Genomic DNA, 17,484 nt, shown 5'->3' with positions numbered 1-17,484 from the left:
ACCTTACTGTTTTTCTGGCGTAACGCATCCTGCCCGTCCGGAGATGAGCAAAAAGGTTACGGATATCTGTAGTTAGTGGTTCAACGGAGACAGAAAAACGGCAGGTGGCGCGCACATTAACTGAACCAGCGGGCTGCGGGTCACAAAAATCAGCAGCAGCCAGAACAGGGCTGCCAGTACTAACGGGATAAACGGCAGATGGAGCAGTAACTGGCAATAGCCACAGACGATCTTTTCCCCTGGCGACATCGCCTTGCCGGAGATCATCCGGTAATCCATGGGAGAGGCATTGGCACAATGCGCAGGCATGGCGGATTGCGTGTTCTGACACGCGGTTTGGGCAGAGAGGGATTGAGAGATAGCAGGGGCGACAAACAGCATGGCAACGGCAATCAGTGCCAACCATGCAGCTATAAGAGAAGTTCCTGTGCGCCCGTACAAAACATGCCTATGCGTTAACGTATTGATTTATATGCCAGGAGTCTATTTTATTTTCAACACAGACACTATGAGAGAGACGGGCATTGAGAGCGGGAAGTTTCTTAACGGCGGGTGAGAGCGCCTTTCAGGCTCAGAAAGCAAAAAACCCAACCTTGCGGTTGGGTTTTTCTGAATTTGGTCGGTGATAGAGGATAACTCGCCACTGCGTGGCTCGCCCTGCGGGCCGTTGCTGAAGCAACGTTCTCTCGCGATGCTCGAGTCGAACCTCTTCCCCCGGAGGTTCTCATCCTCTTTTCAGGCTCAGAAAGCAAAAAACCCAACCTTGCGGTTGGGTTTTTCTGAATTTGGTCGGTGATAGAGGATTCGAACCTCCGACCCCTTCGTCCCGAACGAAGTGCGCTACCAGGCTGCGCCAATCACCGAATGCGGGGCGCATCTTACTGCCGTGAAGCTACCCCGTCAATCCCCTAATGTAAAAAAGCATACTGACTGGCGATAAAGCCAGCAGAGCACTTATTTCGCCGCCTGAGCCGGCAAATGGCACCAGTTATTGTTCTCGTTAATCCCGCCATTTGGCGAGGTATAACCAAGGCAACCCATAATGGTGTCGTACAGTTCAACATGGCGACGCGGCGTTTTAAACGCTGCCTGCTGCTTAAGCTGGGCAAACATCTGCGCCTTTTGCGGATCCTCAAGATACTTGTCGGACATCCACACCATCATCGGCACGCGGAACTGCTCCGGTGGCGCCATTTTGCGCGGCGTACCGTGCAGATGCTCCTTTTCATTGATCGACTCCCCGTGGTCAGCGGCATAGAAAATAATCGCTTTCCGGTCGCGCATCTTATCAATCACGCTATCAATAAAGTGATCGACATAGCTGACAGAGTTATCGAAAGAGTTAATCAGCTCTGCTTTGCTGCACTTGTCATCGACGCCGACACACTCTGGCGTCCACTGCGCAAAGCTGCGCGGATAACGCTGGGTATAGTTAAAGTGTGAGCCTTTGGTATGCATAATAATCAAATGCTTACCTGCAGATTTATTGCCCAGCGAATTCTGCATTTCATCGACAAGCAGCATATCGTCCACGCTTCTGCCACGGTTACGCGGCTCCGCACCAATCTGCTCGCGATAAGCGATGTTGTCGGCCATGGTATTGCTGTAGAACCACATCTCGCTCTGCATAGCGTACAAATCGCTGGCGAAGCCCAGTTGTTTCAGCACGGCAAAGACGTTTTGCTCTTTCAGCGTGCGCTGCGGGTTATCTTCCACGCCGCCTTCACGGACAAACATGCAGCGCAGAGAGAGCTTGGTCGCGGTGTCGCATGAGTAACCGCGAAACGCCACGAGGTTCTTCTCTTTCGCCAGATTCGGCGTGGTATTGCGGGAGTAGCCCAGCAGCCCCATATGATCCCAACGCGTGGTCTCGCCAATAATGAATACCACCCAGGTATCATCGATATCTTTTGGCGCGACATAGGTAAACTTCGTCGCCGGGTTGATCAGCGATTTATTGCCGGAGGATTCATCCACCTGTGCCCAGGCATACAGCCCCAGCGCAGAGAGCCAGTTTGACGGCAGATAGGAGTTCGCCACTACCCCGCCATAGCTCGGCATATCAACCTTTGACGTCCGCTCGGCCTCTTTCTGCTGCATGTCCAGCAGGCGGATTGGCCCCCAGACCAACAACCCGGCTAACAGCACCAGGCCCAGGCTACGAATACGCATCCCCGGCGTACGTAGCTCGTTCAGCAGCGTAAAGCGGCAGCGGTTGCCCCAAATCAGCAGCAACGGCAGCGCGCTCACTGCCACCATCCAGACAATAAGCTGCCAGCCCACCACTTCTTTGGAGAGATCGATATCCGTGGTCATTACCGAAGCAATGATGCCATAGCCAATCACCACGTTGAGAAACGTCATGTAATAGCTGGCGGCCGCAGAGAACACCACCACCAGCGAAGCCAGCACGCGCCAGACACGGCGCCCCGTCAGCGACAACAGGCGTAATAAAAAGAAAGTGACCAGTACCGTACCAACAAGTTCAACAACTGCGGAGATACCTTTCAACGCAGTGAAGGATTGCGCATATCCATCAAACCGACGGAAAAAAACCGCGCTATTCATAAACAGACCGATATACAGCGCTAGCAGGAAGCTCAGCTTCTGCTGCGTCATTGTTTTGATATAACTCATGCAAGCAACTCTACAACTAAGGGGAAAGAACCTGACTCAGGCAGGCTATTAATTGGCAGCGGAAGTTAACAGTGGAAACTTCTGAAGCGTGGTAAGTAGACCATAGCGGGGCGGAAAAGTGTCATGGGGAAAGCTTAACCAGCCATATATTTACAAAATATACGGCCGGCGTCAGAAAATTAGCACTAAAAGGCGTTATCAGGAGGTAATCACATTCAGTTTTACGTCAATATTGCCACGCGTTGCGTTGGAGTAAGGACATACAATATGTGCTTTTTGTACCAGCGCTTCGGCTTCCTGATGATCCATGCCCGGCAGGTGAATATCCAGCTGCGCTTCAATACCAAAACCGGTCGGTAGTGGCCCAATGCCAACTTGTCCTTCAATGTAAGCATCCTGTGGGACTTTCTTTTTCTCTACCGAGGCAACATGTTTCAGTGCTCCAAGGAAGCAGGCTGAATAACCCGCAGCAAAAAGCTGCTCCGGATTAGTGACTTCACCGCCAGCGCCGCCCATCTCTTTGGGTACGCCAAGTTTTACATCCAGAACGCCGTCCGAGGAGACAGCACGCCCATCACGGCCACCGGTTGCTTTTGCTTTAGCGCGATAAACTACTTTTTCTAAAGACATCTATAGACTCCTTCAGTAGGGAAGAACCTGACCAATAAGGATAGACGTTCTGGAGACGGTTGGTGCCAGAGATAGAAAAACCGCCAAAACGGCGGCTTTTCATATTGTCGATTAGCGATCAGGCATGCGCTTCTTTATACACGCTACGCTGCGGCTGACGAATGGTGGTGGAGAGCGCCAGCGAAAGAATCAGCAGTGCGAAGATAACGCAGAAGGTGACATAGAAGCCGCCAAACACCGACGCAATCAGCGAACCACAGATACTGCCGATACCGAAGCCCAGGTAAATCACACCGTAGTTTTTTGCCAGGTTGTTGAGGCCGAAGAACTCACTAACCAGCGACGGGAACACGGTGAGCGTACCGCCAAAGTTAAAGGCAACACAGGCAATGGCGGCGAAGAAGGTGGTCGCATTCAGCGGTGCGAACAACAGCGCCGCCATACCGACCAGCGAAATCACCTGACCGATAGTAATCACACGGATACGGGCAATTTTGTCAGAGAGAATACCGAGAACCAGGCGACCGCTGAGGTTAGCAATGGCGATAATGGTAACCGCATTCGCCGCTGTGATGGCATCCAGATGAACCATGCCCTGAGCGATATCTTTCGCCACACCAATCACATACAGGCCGCTCATGCAGGAAGTGAGGAACATAACGGCCAGCATCCAGTATTGCGGTTTACGCATGGACTGCGCCAGGGTGAAGTCGTTTGCAATAACGCCATTCTCGGTAGCCGCTTTCTGCAGCGGCGCATCGGTCATCAGGGTTGCGCCGAAGACAATCATCACCAGCGCAATCAGACCCCAGATAATAAAGGTTTTTTCCAGGCCAACACTTGCCAGCAACTGGCTGTCGATGAATTTAAAACCGAGGCTACCGAGGCCATAAGAACCAATAGAGAAGGCAGAAATCAGGCCCTTACGTTCCGGGAACCATTTCACACAGTTCGAGAGCGTTAACAGATAACCCGCACCATCTGCCACACCCACCAGCACGCCTGCGCTCAACCACAGCATCAACAGGTTGTTGGAATGCGCGGTCAGGAAGAACCCCAGACCCAGCAGAATACCGGAAGCCATGGTGACGCGTTTCACGCCAAAGCGCTCCTGCAATTTCCCGGCAACAGAGGATGAGAGCGCCAGGCCAAGGCTCAACAAACCGAAAGAGAAGGCAACCTGGCTGACGGGTTCGTTCAGTTTTTCCGCCAGCGAGCTGTTGAACAGGCTCCAGGTATAAACAGACCCTAACGCGAATTGCGTAATAATGGTGCCGATAAGCGTCAGCCAGCGGGTGTGATTAGCAGTTGAAGTTTTCATGGCAGTTGTCCTGCAGAAATAAAAGAGAAGTTTCACTGCCGACAACCATAACGAAGCGCATTTCATGCCTGGTGAAAAAAGGCATGAAATGCAGCAAAGGAGGAATGAAATGCATCTAAGCGGGAATGAATGACACAGTGGAATTTCATGCCATCAATAAATCAACGTAAGTTAGTACATACTATCAATAAGAAACCCGCCAGCTATTGTTTCTTAAGTGTAAAAAGGTTGTTTTTAGAGTGCTTCAAAAACGTGCACTAACGCCCATACTGTATAAATAATGTTGCCCCAGCGTTACATTTTCCGACTGCGATAACGACGCATAAGCAGCGAAGTGCGGGTTCAACAGCATATCGGCACCTAAGGTCACATCCATCCAGTTACCGTACTGGTTCGCCGCCGTTAAGCGATTAAGGCCGGACTGGCTTTTCCAGACATTATCGCCGAACTGTTGATTGAAGCTGATTTGCGCCCACGGGCGAAGGTCGCCAAAACGGCTGTCTACGCGCCATCCAAGCGAGCTAACACTGGCGTGCCATAAAGGATCGCTGTACTGCGCGGTGGTCGCGCTGTCGCCAAATTCGTTATACATTGACGTGGCTGAGCCATCGTAATGCCAGGCCGCAACCGGGCCGGTGGTCACGCGGCTGACCAGCGGAATATTCCAGCCAATACTCATGGTGCTAATCGGATCTAACGGTGTGTCATCCGGCAAATTCAGCGCAATACCCGGCGAATTTTGCGCAGAGCGGATACGCTCTTCCAGAATATCGTTATAACGGGGTTGTCGCTCGCTATCCCAGGTATAGCGTTCGGGCGCAGTACTTTGCGGGTCGGTAACAATATATTCTTGCTGCCACGCCGCCGCCGTCTGAACAAAGAGCAGACACGCAGGCAATAGCGCCAGCGAAAGGCCACTGTTATTTATTTTCATCAAGTTGCGACTCCAGAGAAGAGCCGAATCCGGCGTATTCGTTATCATTGTTTATGGGCTAAAGCCCTTTACTAAATATTGTCTTTCTGGTGTGCGCGTCAAGACAGGCGGACGTTTATTTTACCAGGCATAAATGGAGTAAGAATATGCAGCGTTGTGGTTGGGTTACTCAGGATCCTCTGTATCTCACGTACCATGATACCGAGTGGGGTGTCGCGCAAAGGGACGGTAAAAAGCTGTTTGAAATGATCTGCCTGGAAGGGCAACAGGCCGGGCTGTCATGGATTACCGTATTGAAAAAACGGGAAAATTATCGCGCGGCTTTTCATCAATTCGACCCTGAACGCGTAGCCGCGATGAGCGCAGAAGATGTGGAGATTCTGCTGCAAAATGCCGGCATCATTCGCCATCGCGGCAAGATAGAAGCCATTATTGGCAACGCCCGCGCATACCTGGCGATGGCGCAAAACGGCGAGTCATTTTCAGAATTTGTCTGGGGGTTTGTCGATAACACACCGCAAATCACCCAGGCGGCGACGCTCGGCGAAATTCCAACCTCGACAGCAGCGTCAGATGCTTTATCAAAGGCGCTGAAAAAGCGCGGCTTTAAATTCGTCGGCACCACCATTTGCTACTCGTTTATGCAGGCCTGTGGTCTGGTCAATGACCATATTACTGGCTGCTTTTGCCACCCCGGAGGCCTGCATGATCCGCGCGTGGCATAGCCGGGATTTATCGCCGCTGCTGACACTGTGGATGGAAAGCACCTGTTTTGCTCATCCGTTTATCGACACGCGCTACTGGCAGGAGAGCGAAGCGCTGGTGCGCAATGCCTATCTCCCATCGGCGAAAACCTGGGTCTGGGAAGCGAATGGCGAACTGGAAGGGTTTATCAGCGTGATGGATGAACAATTTATCGGGGCGCTGTTCGTGCGCCCTGCCGCCATTGGCCAGGGAATTGGCAAAGCGCTGATGAATCACGTCAAACAGCGCTTTCGTTGGCTAAGCCTCGAGGTGTACCAGAAAAACGAACGGGCGGTGAAGTTCTACCATGCGCAGGGCTTTCGTATTGAAGAGAGCGCCTGGCAGGAAGAGACCTGCCACCCGACGTGGATCATGAACTGGCAGGCGGATCAAAGGCCGTCAGCGTAAGCGCCGGGCCGGTATATTTCTCTACCCACGCCAGCGCCGTGTTTCCTGCACAACCATTGCCCAGGCGCGAGCTGGGCAGATCTTTGGTCAGCACGTTCACGGCGCCGTTTTTACAGATGCCGCCCGCCGCAGGCTCCAGATCTGGCCAGGCGCCTTCGTGAATACAGATCACGCCAGGCTTGATACCCTCGGTCACCACCGCCCCCGCCAGAACCTGCCCGCGCGCATTCCAGACGCGCACGACATCGCCCGCGACAATTCCGCGCGCCTGCGCATCGGCGGGATGCAGGGTAATGGGCTCGTGGCCTGCAACAGCATACTGTTCACGTAAACGGGTAAAGTTTAGCTGGCTGTGCAGGCGATGCGCCGGATGAGCCGACAGCACCTGCAGCTGATCCGGTTCGGCATTGCCGTGCCATTCGTCCGGCTCCAGCCACATCGGATGCGGCGGACAATCAGCGTAGCCAAAACTACGAATGCGCTCCGAGAAGATTTCGATTTTGCCGCTCGGCGTCTTCAGCGGGAACTGTGCAGGATCGCGACGGAAATCGGCAAAGCGCACAAAACGGGCGTTCTGCTCGCTTTCCGGCATCTCAATCAGCTGGTTTGCTGCCCAGAATTCGGCAAACGGCGGTAGCGTCACCTGCTGGCTGGCACCGCGCTCAGCGGCAATATTGTAAAAGGTTTCCAGCCACTGAAGCTCGCTTTTGCCCTCGGTAAAACGCTCGCGGCCACCCGTTTCCCAGCGCTCACTCAGCTCGGCAAACACCTCCCAGTCATCACGCGCTTCATACTGCGGAGCGACCACGCGCTTCATCGGCACCAGATGTTGATTGCTGTAATCGCCGGTCATCGTCAGATCGTTGCGCTCAAACGAGGTGGTGGCAGGCAGAACGATGTCCGCATGCTTCGCCGCTGCCGTCCAGAAACACTCCGAAATCACCACCAGCTCCGGCTTCTGCCAGGCGCGGATCAGGCGATTGGTATCCTGATGATGGGTAAAGTTCGCACCGCCGGCCCACCAGACAAAACGGATCTGCGGGAAGTGCCTGTCCATACCATTGTGCTGATACGGCGCGCCGGGGTTTTCCAGTGCTTCCACAATACGGGCCACCGGGATTTTATCCACCGCGTCAACACCGCCCTGCACCGTGCCCTGCATCGATGCCAGCACGGCTGCGCGCCGTGTCGGGTTACCGCCGTTGGCAAAATGGTAAGAGAGACCAAAACCGCCGCCGGGCGTGCCAATCTGCCCGAGCATCGCAGCGAGCGTGACCAGCATCCAGTGTTTCTGCTCGCCATACTGCTGGCGCTGCATACCCCAGCCGGACATCAGCATGGTGTTATTTTCATGGAAAAGTTGCGCCAGTTCGCGGATTTTCGCCGCATCAATGCCGCAAATTTCCGCTGCCCATTCTGCCGTTTTCGCGACGCCGTCCTGCTCGCCGGTCAGGTAGGCAGCAAACGTAGAGTAACCTTCTGTACAACGGGTCAGGAAATCGTCATCCTGCCAGCCGTTTTCCACCAGTGTATGGGCGATGCCCAGCATCAGTGCGACGTCGGTTCCCATATGCGGAGCAATCCACTCCATGCTGTCGCCAAAGAAATCGACGGTCTCCGATCGCATCGGATCGATACAGATCACCCGCTTGCCGCTTTTACGCAGCGCATCAAAATAAGGAATGCCCTGTTCATCAGTCGCATTCCAGGCAATTTTCAGGGTGTTGAGCGGGTTCGCGCTCCACAGCACCACCACTTCGCTGTGCTCCAGAATCAGCGGCCAACTGGTCTGTTGCTGATAGACTTCGTTGCTGCCGACGACATGCGGCATGATCGCCTGCGCCGCGCCGGTGGAATAGTCGCCCAGATGACCCGTGTAACCGCCCGCCAGGCTCATATAGCGTTGCAGCAGCGTCGCCGCTTTATGCAGCACGCCGTTGGATCGCCAGCCGTAGGAACCGGCAAAAATAGACGACGGGCCGTAGCTGTCGCGAATCCGTTTGTGCTGGGCGTGGATCAGCGCCAACGCATCGTCCCAGCTCACGCGCACAAATTCATCCTGCCCGCGCACACCCTGCGGATTTGTCGGCGAAGCGAGAAAGCCTTTGCGCACCATCGGGTAGCGCACGCGCGTCGGGCTGTGCACCTGCTCCTGCACCACGGTTTGCAGTGAGTTAGGGTGGCGAGTCGGTAGCGCGCCGCGAGAAGCGAGCACATTTTCACCGTCGGTATCGACCAGCATCGGCCCCCAGTGGGCCGCCGTAAGAACTGTTTTGATAGCAGGGTTTGCCAAAGCGCGCTCCTGAATAGCTTGCAGGTGATGGCGGCACGATGCCGCTCTGATGTTCTGTTCGCTCTATCATCCACAGCCGCGGTTTAATCGCAAAGAATTAAACGTCATTACGCGCACACTCCGGGTGATATGCCTGTGTTAGTGCTTGATTGCCCGCGATTTCGCGCTAAGGTGTGGACAATCATTTACGGCGAGGGAAGCAGCAATGGCGAAAACGGCACGCCCAACCATCAGCGATGTGGCAAAAGCAGCGAAAACGGGGAAAACCAGCATTTCACGTTACCTTAACGGTGAAAGACATCTGCTGTCGGCTGCCTTGCTGGCGCGTATTGAGCAGGCCATAGCCGATCTGGATTATCGCCCAAGCCTGATGGCGCGCGGTCTTAAGCGCGGTCGAACCCGGCTTATCGGCCTGATCATCGCCGATATCACCAACCCCTATTCAGTGCATGTGCTAAGCGGCATCGAAGCGGCCTGCCGGGAAAAAGGGTTTACGCCGCTGGTCTGTAATACCAACAACGAGCTGGATCAGGAGCTACATTACCTCGACCTGCTGCGCAGTTATCAGGTGGAAGGCATCGTAGTGAATGCGGTCGGCATGCGTGAAGAGGGATTAAACCGGCTGCAACAATCCGCCCTGCCAATGGTACTGATTGACCGTAAAATCCCTGATTTCGCCTGCGATGTGGTGGGGCTGGATAACACCCAGGCTGCCACCACGGCCACAGAGCACCTGATTGAGCAGGGCTTTGAAGCATTACTCTTTCTCAGCGAACCGCTGGGAACGGTAAACACCCGTCGCGAGCGGCTCAGCGCCTTTCGCGCTACCCTCGCCCGCTATCCGGGCGTGGTGGCGGAAAACGCCGAAGTGCCGCTGCATGAAGCTGCACTACTGGACAATGCCCTGCGCCAGTTCCATGCCCGCCACCGTGGGATGCGCAAAGCGGTGATCTCCGCCAACGGCGCGCTGACCTTACAGGTCGCGCGATCGCTCAAACGCATCGGCCTGAACTGGGGCAGCGACATTGGCCTGCTCGGTTTTGATGAGCTGGAGTGGGCCGAGCTGGCGGGCGTAGGCATTACCACGCTTAAACAGCCAACCTGGCAAATCGGTTATGCCGCTGTAGAACAGGTGGTACGGCGCATTGAAGGCCAGAGCGACACGGTGCGCGAGCAGGTATTTTCCGGCGAACTGATCGTCCGCGGCTCCACGTCTCGTTAACGACGCGGCGTGATAGCGATCATAAATTCGACATACTGCGCTTTTCTTTGGAACCGGTTCCATCTAGCGTTAAAGACAGAACCTATTTGCTGTCTTTGCCGGGGAGCCGGAGTATGTCGAGAGAAATTATCGTTGTTACCGCCGCATACGGTCATGACACGATCCACACCATGGGCGGGCAGATGGCCCTGCTGCCGGTTATCGCCGCCGCCGGGGCTGACGGTGTAGAAATCCGCCGCGAGTTGCTGAGCAGCGAGGAGATCGACCGTTTGTCCTCGCTGGCGTTCGCCATTGAAATGCACAATCTGCAAGCCTGTTATTCCGCGCCGGAGCCGCTGTGCCTGGCGGATGGCGCGCTCAATCCTCATTTACCCGCTTTGCTGCACGAAGCTCACATGCTGAAAGCCCGCTGGTTGAAAGTCTCACTGGGCCATTTTACCGATCAAGCGGTACTGGCAACGCTGCGCGACTGGCTGCTGACCAGCCCGGTGCCGCTGGTGGTGGAAAACGACCAGACGGACTGCGGCAAACTTGCGCCGATGCTGCGCTTTAAAGCCGCCTGCCATACCCTCGCGCTGCCGGTGACGCTGACATTCGATACCGGCAACTGGTTGTGGGTCGGTGATTCACCCGAAGAAGCCGCCCGCCATCTGGCACCCGCAGTCAGCTATATCCACGTCAAAGCGGCTGTCGCTCACGGGCACACTTTCCGCGCCGTACCGCCGGATGAAGCCGATGCCCGCTGGCTGGCGCTGCTGGATAACCTGCCCGCCGACGCGCCGCGCGGTATTGAATTTCCCCTGCAGGGCGACGACCTGATCGCCGTTACCCGTCATTACGTTGAACTGTTACGTAAGGAGCCACGCCATGCATAACGCGCTGGATGTCATCACCATTGGCGAAGCGATGGCCATGTTTGTCGCCACCGAAACCGGCGACCTCGCCGAGGCCGGACACTTTATTAAACGCGCGGCAGGCGCAGAACTGAATGTGGCGACCGGCCTGTCGCGATTGGGGTTGAAAGTCAGTTGGGTCAGCCGCGTCGGCGATGACAGCTTCGGGCGTTTCATCCTCAATACGCTGCGCCAGGAGGGAATTGATACCCGTTGCGTGACGCTGGATGGGCGCTTCGCTACCGGCTTTCAGCTTAAATCTAAAGCTGAAAATGGAACCGATCCCATCGTGGAGTATTTCCGTAAGGGCTCGGCGGCCAGCCATCTGTCGCCGGAGGATTTTAATGCCGACATCTTTAGCCAGGCGCGCCATTTGCACGTTAGCGGCGTGGCGGCTGCGCTATCGGCAACCTCCTATGCGCTGCTGGAACATGCCGTCGCGCGGATGAAAGCACAAAACAAAACCATTTCGTTCGATCCGAATCTGCGCCCGGTGTTGTGGAACAGCGAAGCGGAGATGGTGGAGAAACTGAACCGCCTCGCCTTTCAGTCCGATTGGGTTCTGCCAGGGTTGAAAGAGGGCGTCATTCTGACCGGCCAGCGCACGTCGGAAGGGATCGCCGATTTCTACCTGCAACGCGGCGTTCAGGCGGTGGTGATCAAAACGGGCGCCGATGGCGCATGGTTTAAAACCGCCAGCGGCGAGCAGGGCGCGATGCCGCCGGTCAAAGTGGAAAATGTTGTCGATACGGTCGGTGCCGGGGATGGTTTCGCCGTGGGCGTACTGAGCGCGCTGCTGGAAGGTAAAACACTGCCTGAAGCGGTACGCCGGGGTAACGCCATCGGCGCGATGGCCATTCAGGTGCCGGGCGACAGCGAAGGATTGCCGACACGCGCGCAGTTGGGCGCGTTGTAGTTGTAAAGACTGAAAGTTATTCAACCAAAAACATCCGCCGCCCTGTGCCCTACACACAGGCGGTAAGTAACCTCAACCATAGAGGCAATCTTATGAGTAACGCGACAAATTCGTCCAAACGCTGGCTGTACATCATGCCGATTGTATTTATCACCTACAGTCTGGCGTATCTCGACCGTGCGAACTTCAGTTTCGCCTCCGCCGCCGGTATCAATGACGACCTGGGCATCACCAAAGGCATCTCTTCGCTGCTCGGCGCACTCTTCTTTCTCGGCTACTTCTTTTTCCAGATCCCCGGCGCGATTTATGCAGAGCGCCGCAGCGTCCGCAAACTGATTTTTATCTGCCTGATTTTGTGGGGCGGCTGTGCGTCGTTAACCGGTATCGTCAGCAATATCCCGATGCTGGCCGCCATCCGCTTTATTCTCGGCGTGGTGGAAGCGGCGGTCATGCCCGCGATGCTTATCTATATCAGCAACTGGTTTACCAAATCGGAACGCTCGCGCGCCAATACCTTCTTAATCCTCGGCAACCCGGTAACGGTACTGTGGATGTCGGTGGTGTCCGGCTATCTGATCCAGGCTTTCGGCTGGCGCGAAATGTTCATTATTGAAGGCATTCCGGCTGTGATTTGGGCGTTTTGCTGGTGGGTGCTGGTGAAAGACAAACCGGCGCAGGTAGCGTGGCTCTCCAGCGATGAGAAAGCGGCGTTGCAGGCCCAGCTTGAAAAAGAGCAGCAGGGCATCAAAGCCGTGCGTAATTACAGTGAAGCCTTCCGCTCACGGAATGTCGTTCTGCTGTGCCTGCAATACTTCGCCTGGAGCATTGGCGTATACGGTTTTGTGCTGTGGCTGCCGTCAATTATTCGCAGCGGCGGCGAAAACCTCGGCATGGTTGAAGTGGGCTGGCTCTCTGCCGTTCCGTACCTTGCTGCAACGCTGGCAATGATACTGGCCTCCTGGGCTTCCGATAAACTGCAAAACCGTAAACTGTTTGTCTGGCCGCTGCTGCTGATTGGCGCATTCGCCTTTATCGGTTCATGGGCGGTGGGTGCCAACCATTTCTGGGTCTCTTATACCCTGCTGGTGATCGCCGGTGCCGCAATGTATGCCCCGTACGGGCCGTTCTTCGCCATCATCCCGGAAATGCTGCCGCGCAACGTCGCCGGTGGCGCGATGGCGCTGATTAATAGCATGGGCGCGCTTGGCTCATTCTGCGGTTCGTGGGTGGTAGGTTACCTGAATGGCGCAACCGGCAGCCCGTCGGCCTCGTACATTTTCATGGGGGTAGCGCTTTTCGCCTCTGTGTGGCTTACTTTAATTGTTAAGCCTGCTAACAATAAGCAGATTCCGGCAGGCGCACCATCACAAGGGAGAACCGCATGAAGCCGTCTATCATCCTGTACAAAGCCTTACCCGATGATCTGCAACAACGTCTGGCCGAGCATTTCACCGTAACCCAGGTTGCCAACCTGAAACCGGAAACGGTGCAACAGCACGCTGAGGCTTTCGCCACTGCGCAAGGGCTGCTGGGTTCCAGCGAGAAAGTCGATGCTGCGCTGCTGGAGAAAATGCCGCAGCTGCGCGCGACGTCAACGGTCTCGGTAGGCTATGACAACTTTGATGTGGACGCGCTGAACGCACGTAAGATTTTATTGATGCATACCCCGACCGTGCTGACGGAAACGGTCGCCGATACCATTATGGCGCTGGTGCTGAGCAGCGCTCGCCGCGTGGTAGAGGTCGCCGGGCGGGTAAAAGCGGGGGAATGGACATCCGGCATTGGCGCAGACTGGTTCGGCGTCGATGTGCATCACAAAACAATGGGCATTATCGGGATGGGTCGTATCGGTCTGGCGCTGGCGCAACGGGCGCACTTCGGTTTCGGCATGCCGATTCTCTATAACGCACGTCGCCATCACGCCGAAGCGGAAACGCGCTTCCAGGCGCGCTATTGCGATCTCGATACCCTGTTGCAGGAGTCCGACTTTGTATGTCTGGTGCTGCCGCTGACCGAAGAGACGCATCATCTGATCGGAAAAGCACAGTTTGAAATGATGAAAAAATCGGCGATTTTCATTAATGCCGGACGCGGCCCGGTAGTCGATGAAAATGCGCTGGTGGAAGCCCTGCAAAACGGCGAGATTCATGCAGCCGGGCTGGACGTCTTCGAGAAAGAGCCGCTGCCCGTTGATTCGCCGCTGCTGTCACTGCCCAACGTCGTGGCGCTGCCGCACATCGGCTCCGCAACGCACGAGACACGCTACAACATGGCGGCCTGCGCGGTGGATAATCTGATTGACGCGCTCAATGGCAAGGTGGAGAAAAACTGCGTCAATCCGCAGGTCGCTGGCTGACGGTTCACCCTGCTGCGGACATAAAAAAAGAGGCGATTAATCGCCTCTTTTTTTTCGCGCTCGCTTACTGCTGCGTGGCGTTAATGGTCGCGGTCCAGGCCTGGTTGAACGCCTGATGCTGCGCCGCGAGCGGAGCAATCAGCGCGTTATACTGGCTGGCCTGCTGGGACGTCGGGAACTGGATGCCGTTGGCAACAAAGCTCACCTGCGTATTCTGCTGGGCAATAAAGTCGCCCACCTGCACCAGTTGCTGAGTAAAGACCTGCGCCGCCGGGATCAGCGGTTGCAGCGCGTTAGCCGGATTGGTGACCACTTTGGTATACACCTGGTCAAACACCGGCTTGAGATCGTCCGCCTGCTTTAATGCCGCATGGGAAGCATCTGCCTGCATTTTCGCATTCTGCAATTGCTGGCTGAGTACGCCGAGCGAGCCATTGGCCTGACGAAGCGGTTCACGCTGGGTCATATAGTCCTGCGGTACGCGGATGGCGTTAACGCTATCCACTACCGGACGCAGACCGGAATCCATCGCCTGGTTCACCTGCTGGGAATAGCCATAAATCACAGCATAATCAGAGACAAACGGGCCGAACTGTTTTTTCTGATCTGCCGTCAGAGCGGGCAGACGTTCGCTGCTACGCATCGCCGTATTTTGCAGGAAGTCGATAAACGCCTTGCGTTGATCGCCTTCTTTATCGAAACACCCACTCAGGCTAACTACCATTAATAACGCCGCAAGAGGCGCAAACCAGCGAGAGCAGGACTTTCCTGTCGCCATTTTCTTACTCCTTTCACCCATAAAAGCGCACACCGGCACACGCGTGCCTGACGGCTTACAAGGATAGTCCAGGTCCGCCTCGCAAGATACCCTTTACTTACATTCTTAATACGATGAATTTGACCTGGCATGAAAATTTCCGGGAAGGCGTGCAGATAATTCTTAATCCAAATTAAACGAAAGGTTTTACAAAAAAATACTGAGCGCCGGGAGATGCAGATTAATCAAACAATTAAGCGGTAGAAAGCCCGCTTAAGATGCATCTGAAGCGCATGAAAAGTCAGTTACCGTTTAATTAATCACAGGCAAAACCACACACCAGGAATTTTCACGACTATTCTTAATAAGCTGTATCACGATCCCGCTGTGTGATTTTTTAAGAGGAGTGCTCAATGGAATATAAAGATCCTATGTTTGAACTGCTGAGCAGTCTGGAACAGATTGTTTTGAAAAATGAAGTAACGCAGCCGGTAACTCTGAGCAAAAAGCCGAATTCCTTTAGTGACTTTGAACAATTGCGACGCGGAACCGGGCTGAAAATTGATGACTTCGCTCGTGTAATGGGAGTCTCGGTATCAATGGTGCATGAGTGGGAATCACAACGAATAAAACCCACCGCGACTGAAATGAAACTGATGCGTCTGATTCATGCTAACCCGACGCTCAGCAAACAGCTTATTGATTGAATGTTTTGCCACCAGAGCCCCCGCTGAGCCGGGGGTTTGCTATTTCTGCCTCAGCCGAATCCCCCTGGCGACTGACGTGATACGCCGCGTACGGCAATAAAGCACAAAGAGCACAAATCCCCGGCCATTCACTACGATACGCGCACCAGCCAGCAAGGCGCAGGCTAGTAGCAAAGCTCCGGACGAGCCGCCCCCGATAATCAACCCGACAATCAGTTGACCAACCGTGAGTAACAACAACGCGCCCAACAACCAGAAAAATCCCGCCAGTCCCGCATTGAAACCGCGCGCGAGCAAAAAACTGGAAACCATGAGAATCATAATCATGGCGAGGGAAGGTGCAAAGAAACTCAGCGCGTGCACAGGTGGTGCCACATTCGGCATCGATTGCAACAGCGTGAGTAAGTTGAGGGCGAAAGCCACCAGCAGCAGCAGCAACAAGATCGCTACCGGGAAAGCATTCTGTCGGGGAAGCGCTGTTGGGAGTTTATCAAAATAACGCTCTAGTTCCGGTGTTGTATGTGCCAGCAGACTCGCGTCCTTACGCGCAATCAGCCGTTCTGTTTCACGGCCGTGCTGCAACAAATCACAGAATACACGGCCAAGCAACCAACTTAAAAGTGACATCAAAACACCGCCAAAGACTGAATTGTGCCAACCAGATAGCGCCCAGTACGTGGGATATTACCTGGCGCGGCAACAACACCACTGACTGCACTACCCGCCAGTGCCGCTGCACTGGTTACCACCTGTCCGAGTTGTCGGGCCAGTTCTAACTGTACAGGCTCAATGGGAAAACGTTTCGGATAAAGACCGGCACGGATCGCGGCCTTGATTTCTTTATTACTGATACCTGGATTCTGTGCTCGAATAATCAATTCAGTGAGCCGTGTACGATCCTGTCGCGGATAGTTTCTTAGCCATTCCGTCGCTTTTAACGACGAGACGGATTTCATCGCACGCCATGTTGCCAACGCTTCTTTCAATGCCCCTCCAGCACTGGCGAGGGAAATAATATCTAGTGAGGTCGAAGTCGCTACATACCATTCTTGCGAATCCAGCCAGGCAACATTCTCCCCACCATTTTCAACCAGATCATAGATACGATAGAGACCGTTCAAGCACTGTATCCCGGTGGCCATTGTGCCTGCATAGCCGATAGCCACAAGCAGACCGCTACTTCCTGCGGTCAACGGAGTTGCAGCTGTACCCGCAATTGTGACGCCTGCTGTGATAATCATCGCGCCGCAGGAGAGCACTGTAGACGCTATTTCTGTGCCCATCGAAGTCGCTGATACTGCCTCCGTTAAGGATTTACCTGTACTGGAGATCGACGGCTGTGTTGACGCTTTTGTGACTATGACATGTGTCACAATACCACTCTGTCCGTTAGGGTGACGTTTGCCGGGTCTCACCAGGTAACGCTGCGAGCCATCAGCATAGATGATTCCAGCCTGAGAAAACTCACGCGAACAGTCCATTGAGGTCCCGAGGGCTTTAAAATCGAAATCTGATGTACCATACCGGTCATACGAGCCAGTTCGTAACCAGGCAAATTTCTTTCGGAATTCATTCCAGGCAAAGTCATGTTTTTTCCTTGTGATGGGAGCATTAGCCTAAGGATCCTAAAGAGCATAGGAACAATGGCGAAAAACCATTCACTTTT

General features: G+C 54.7%; 17 protein-coding genes, 1 tRNA gene and 1 other RNA gene. 8 read left to right on the top strand and 11 right to left on the bottom strand.

Annotation, left to right across the window (positions count from 1 at the left end):
- Nucleotides 1-72 precede the first annotated feature (72 nt).
- From AWR26_RS00895 to AWR26_RS00865, 7 genes are all read right to left on the bottom strand, one after another.
- Nucleotides 73-402: a DUF2946 domain-containing protein gene (locus tag AWR26_RS00895; RefSeq protein WP_071892568.1), complete on the bottom strand. Its 330-nt coding sequence runs from the start codon at nucleotides 400-402 to the stop codon at nucleotides 73-75.
- Between the two features lie 214 nt (nucleotides 403-616).
- A non-coding RNA gene (locus AWR26_RS00890) (RtT sRNA) lies at nucleotides 617-748 on the bottom strand.
- 38 nt (nucleotides 749-786) lie between these two features.
- Nucleotides 787-863, bottom strand: a tRNA-Pro gene (locus AWR26_RS00885).
- Between the two features lie 91 nt (nucleotides 864-954).
- Entirely contained in the window at nucleotides 955-2,637 is a 1,683-nt protein-coding gene (gene eptB, locus AWR26_RS00880) for a kdo(2)-lipid A phosphoethanolamine 7''-transferase (RefSeq protein WP_064562898.1), read from the bottom strand.
- A 198-nt stretch (nucleotides 2,638-2,835) separates the two neighbouring features.
- Nucleotides 2,836-3,267 (bottom strand): organic hydroperoxide resistance protein, encoded by a 432-nt coding sequence (locus tag AWR26_RS00875; RefSeq protein ID WP_064562895.1) that lies wholly within the window; start codon nucleotides 3,265-3,267, stop codon nucleotides 2,836-2,838.
- A gap of 118 nt (nucleotides 3,268-3,385) precedes the next feature.
- Nucleotides 3,386-4,588, bottom strand: a complete 1,203-nt coding sequence (locus AWR26_RS00870) for an L-lactate MFS transporter (protein WP_064562892.1) — start codon at nucleotides 4,586-4,588, stop codon at nucleotides 3,386-3,388.
- A gap of 244 nt (nucleotides 4,589-4,832) precedes the next feature.
- Nucleotides 4,833-5,522, bottom strand: coding sequence for an autotransporter domain-containing protein (locus AWR26_RS00865; protein ID WP_064562889.1), 690 nt, complete (start codon nucleotides 5,520-5,522; stop codon nucleotides 4,833-4,835).
- A 146-nt stretch (nucleotides 5,523-5,668) separates the two neighbouring features.
- Here AWR26_RS00865 and tag point away from each other — a divergent pair, with 146 nt between their 5' ends.
- Complete coding sequence (gene tag / locus AWR26_RS00860; protein ID WP_064562886.1) at nucleotides 5,669-6,247, top strand: DNA-3-methyladenine glycosylase I; 579 nt, start codon at nucleotides 5,669-5,671, stop codon at nucleotides 6,245-6,247.
- A complete protein-coding gene (locus tag AWR26_RS00855; RefSeq protein WP_064562882.1) occupies nucleotides 6,228-6,674 on the top strand; it encodes an N-acetyltransferase in 447 nt (148 codons plus the stop codon). The genes tag and AWR26_RS00855 overlap by 20 nt, the downstream gene beginning before the upstream one ends.
- On the opposite strand, the gene AWR26_RS00850 is transcribed toward AWR26_RS00855, so the two are convergent.
- A complete protein-coding gene (locus AWR26_RS00850; protein WP_244256261.1) occupies nucleotides 6,637-8,916 on the bottom strand; it encodes a molybdopterin guanine dinucleotide-containing S/N-oxide reductase in 2,280 nt (759 codons plus the stop codon). The two genes, AWR26_RS00855 and AWR26_RS00850, sit on opposite strands and share 38 nt — an antisense overlap.
- 256 nt (nucleotides 8,917-9,172) lie before the next feature.
- Between AWR26_RS00850 and AWR26_RS00845 the strand changes: the two genes are divergently transcribed.
- The 5 genes from AWR26_RS00845 to ghrB all read left to right on the top strand — a co-directional run bounded on the left by AWR26_RS00845 (nucleotide 9,173) and on the right by ghrB (nucleotide 14,354).
- Entirely contained in the window at nucleotides 9,173-10,189 is a 1,017-nt protein-coding gene (locus tag AWR26_RS00845; protein ID WP_064562876.1) for a LacI family DNA-binding transcriptional regulator, read from the top strand.
- A 113-nt stretch (nucleotides 10,190-10,302) separates the two neighbouring features.
- Nucleotides 10,303-11,064, top strand: a complete 762-nt coding sequence (locus AWR26_RS00840; protein ID WP_064562873.1) for a sugar phosphate isomerase/epimerase family protein — start codon at nucleotides 10,303-10,305, stop codon at nucleotides 11,062-11,064.
- Nucleotides 11,057-11,998, top strand: coding sequence for a sugar kinase (locus tag AWR26_RS00835; protein ID WP_064562871.1), 942 nt, complete (start codon nucleotides 11,057-11,059; stop codon nucleotides 11,996-11,998). Before AWR26_RS00840 ends, AWR26_RS00835 begins: the two co-directional genes overlap by 8 nt.
- Nucleotides 11,999-12,090: 92 nt before the next feature.
- Nucleotides 12,091-13,383 (top strand): MFS transporter, encoded by a 1,293-nt coding sequence (locus tag AWR26_RS00830; RefSeq protein WP_043956136.1) that lies wholly within the window; start codon nucleotides 12,091-12,093, stop codon nucleotides 13,381-13,383.
- Entirely contained in the window at nucleotides 13,380-14,354 is a 975-nt protein-coding gene (ghrB, locus tag AWR26_RS00825; RefSeq protein ID WP_064562868.1) for a glyoxylate/hydroxypyruvate reductase GhrB, read from the top strand. The genes AWR26_RS00830 and ghrB overlap by 4 nt, the downstream gene beginning before the upstream one ends.
- Before the next feature lie 64 nt (nucleotides 14,355-14,418).
- Here the strand turns inward: ghrB and AWR26_RS00820 are convergent, their stop codons facing one another.
- Nucleotides 14,419-15,132 (bottom strand): DUF3053 domain-containing protein, encoded by a 714-nt coding sequence (locus AWR26_RS00820; protein ID WP_064562865.1) that lies wholly within the window; start codon nucleotides 15,130-15,132, stop codon nucleotides 14,419-14,421.
- 392 nt (nucleotides 15,133-15,524) lie between these two features.
- Here AWR26_RS00820 and AWR26_RS00815 point away from each other — a divergent pair, with 392 nt between their 5' ends.
- Nucleotides 15,525-15,818, top strand: coding sequence for an HTH-type transcriptional regulator (locus AWR26_RS00815; RefSeq protein ID WP_043956133.1), 294 nt, complete (start codon nucleotides 15,525-15,527; stop codon nucleotides 15,816-15,818).
- A gap of 39 nt (nucleotides 15,819-15,857) precedes the next feature.
- Here the strand turns inward: AWR26_RS00815 and AWR26_RS00810 are convergent, their stop codons facing one another.
- The gene (locus tag AWR26_RS00810) at nucleotides 15,858-16,445 is read right to left on the bottom strand and encodes a hypothetical protein (protein WP_064562862.1); all 588 of its coding nucleotides are present in this window, start codon (nucleotides 16,443-16,445) and stop codon (nucleotides 15,858-15,860) included.
- Nucleotides 16,445-17,299, bottom strand: a complete 855-nt coding sequence (locus AWR26_RS00805) for a hypothetical protein (protein ID WP_244256223.1) — start codon at nucleotides 17,297-17,299, stop codon at nucleotides 16,445-16,447. The genes AWR26_RS00810 and AWR26_RS00805 overlap by 1 nt, the downstream gene beginning before the upstream one ends.
- Nucleotides 17,300-17,484 lie beyond the last annotated feature (185 nt).

Origin of the sequence: Kosakonia oryzae, assembly GCF_001658025.2 — a bacterium.
GTDB lineage: Bacteria > Pseudomonadota > Gammaproteobacteria > Enterobacterales > Enterobacteriaceae > Kosakonia > Kosakonia oryzae.
The sequence above is the reverse complement of the archived record's forward strand: the minus strand, read 5'-3'. Positions and strand labels throughout refer to the sequence as shown.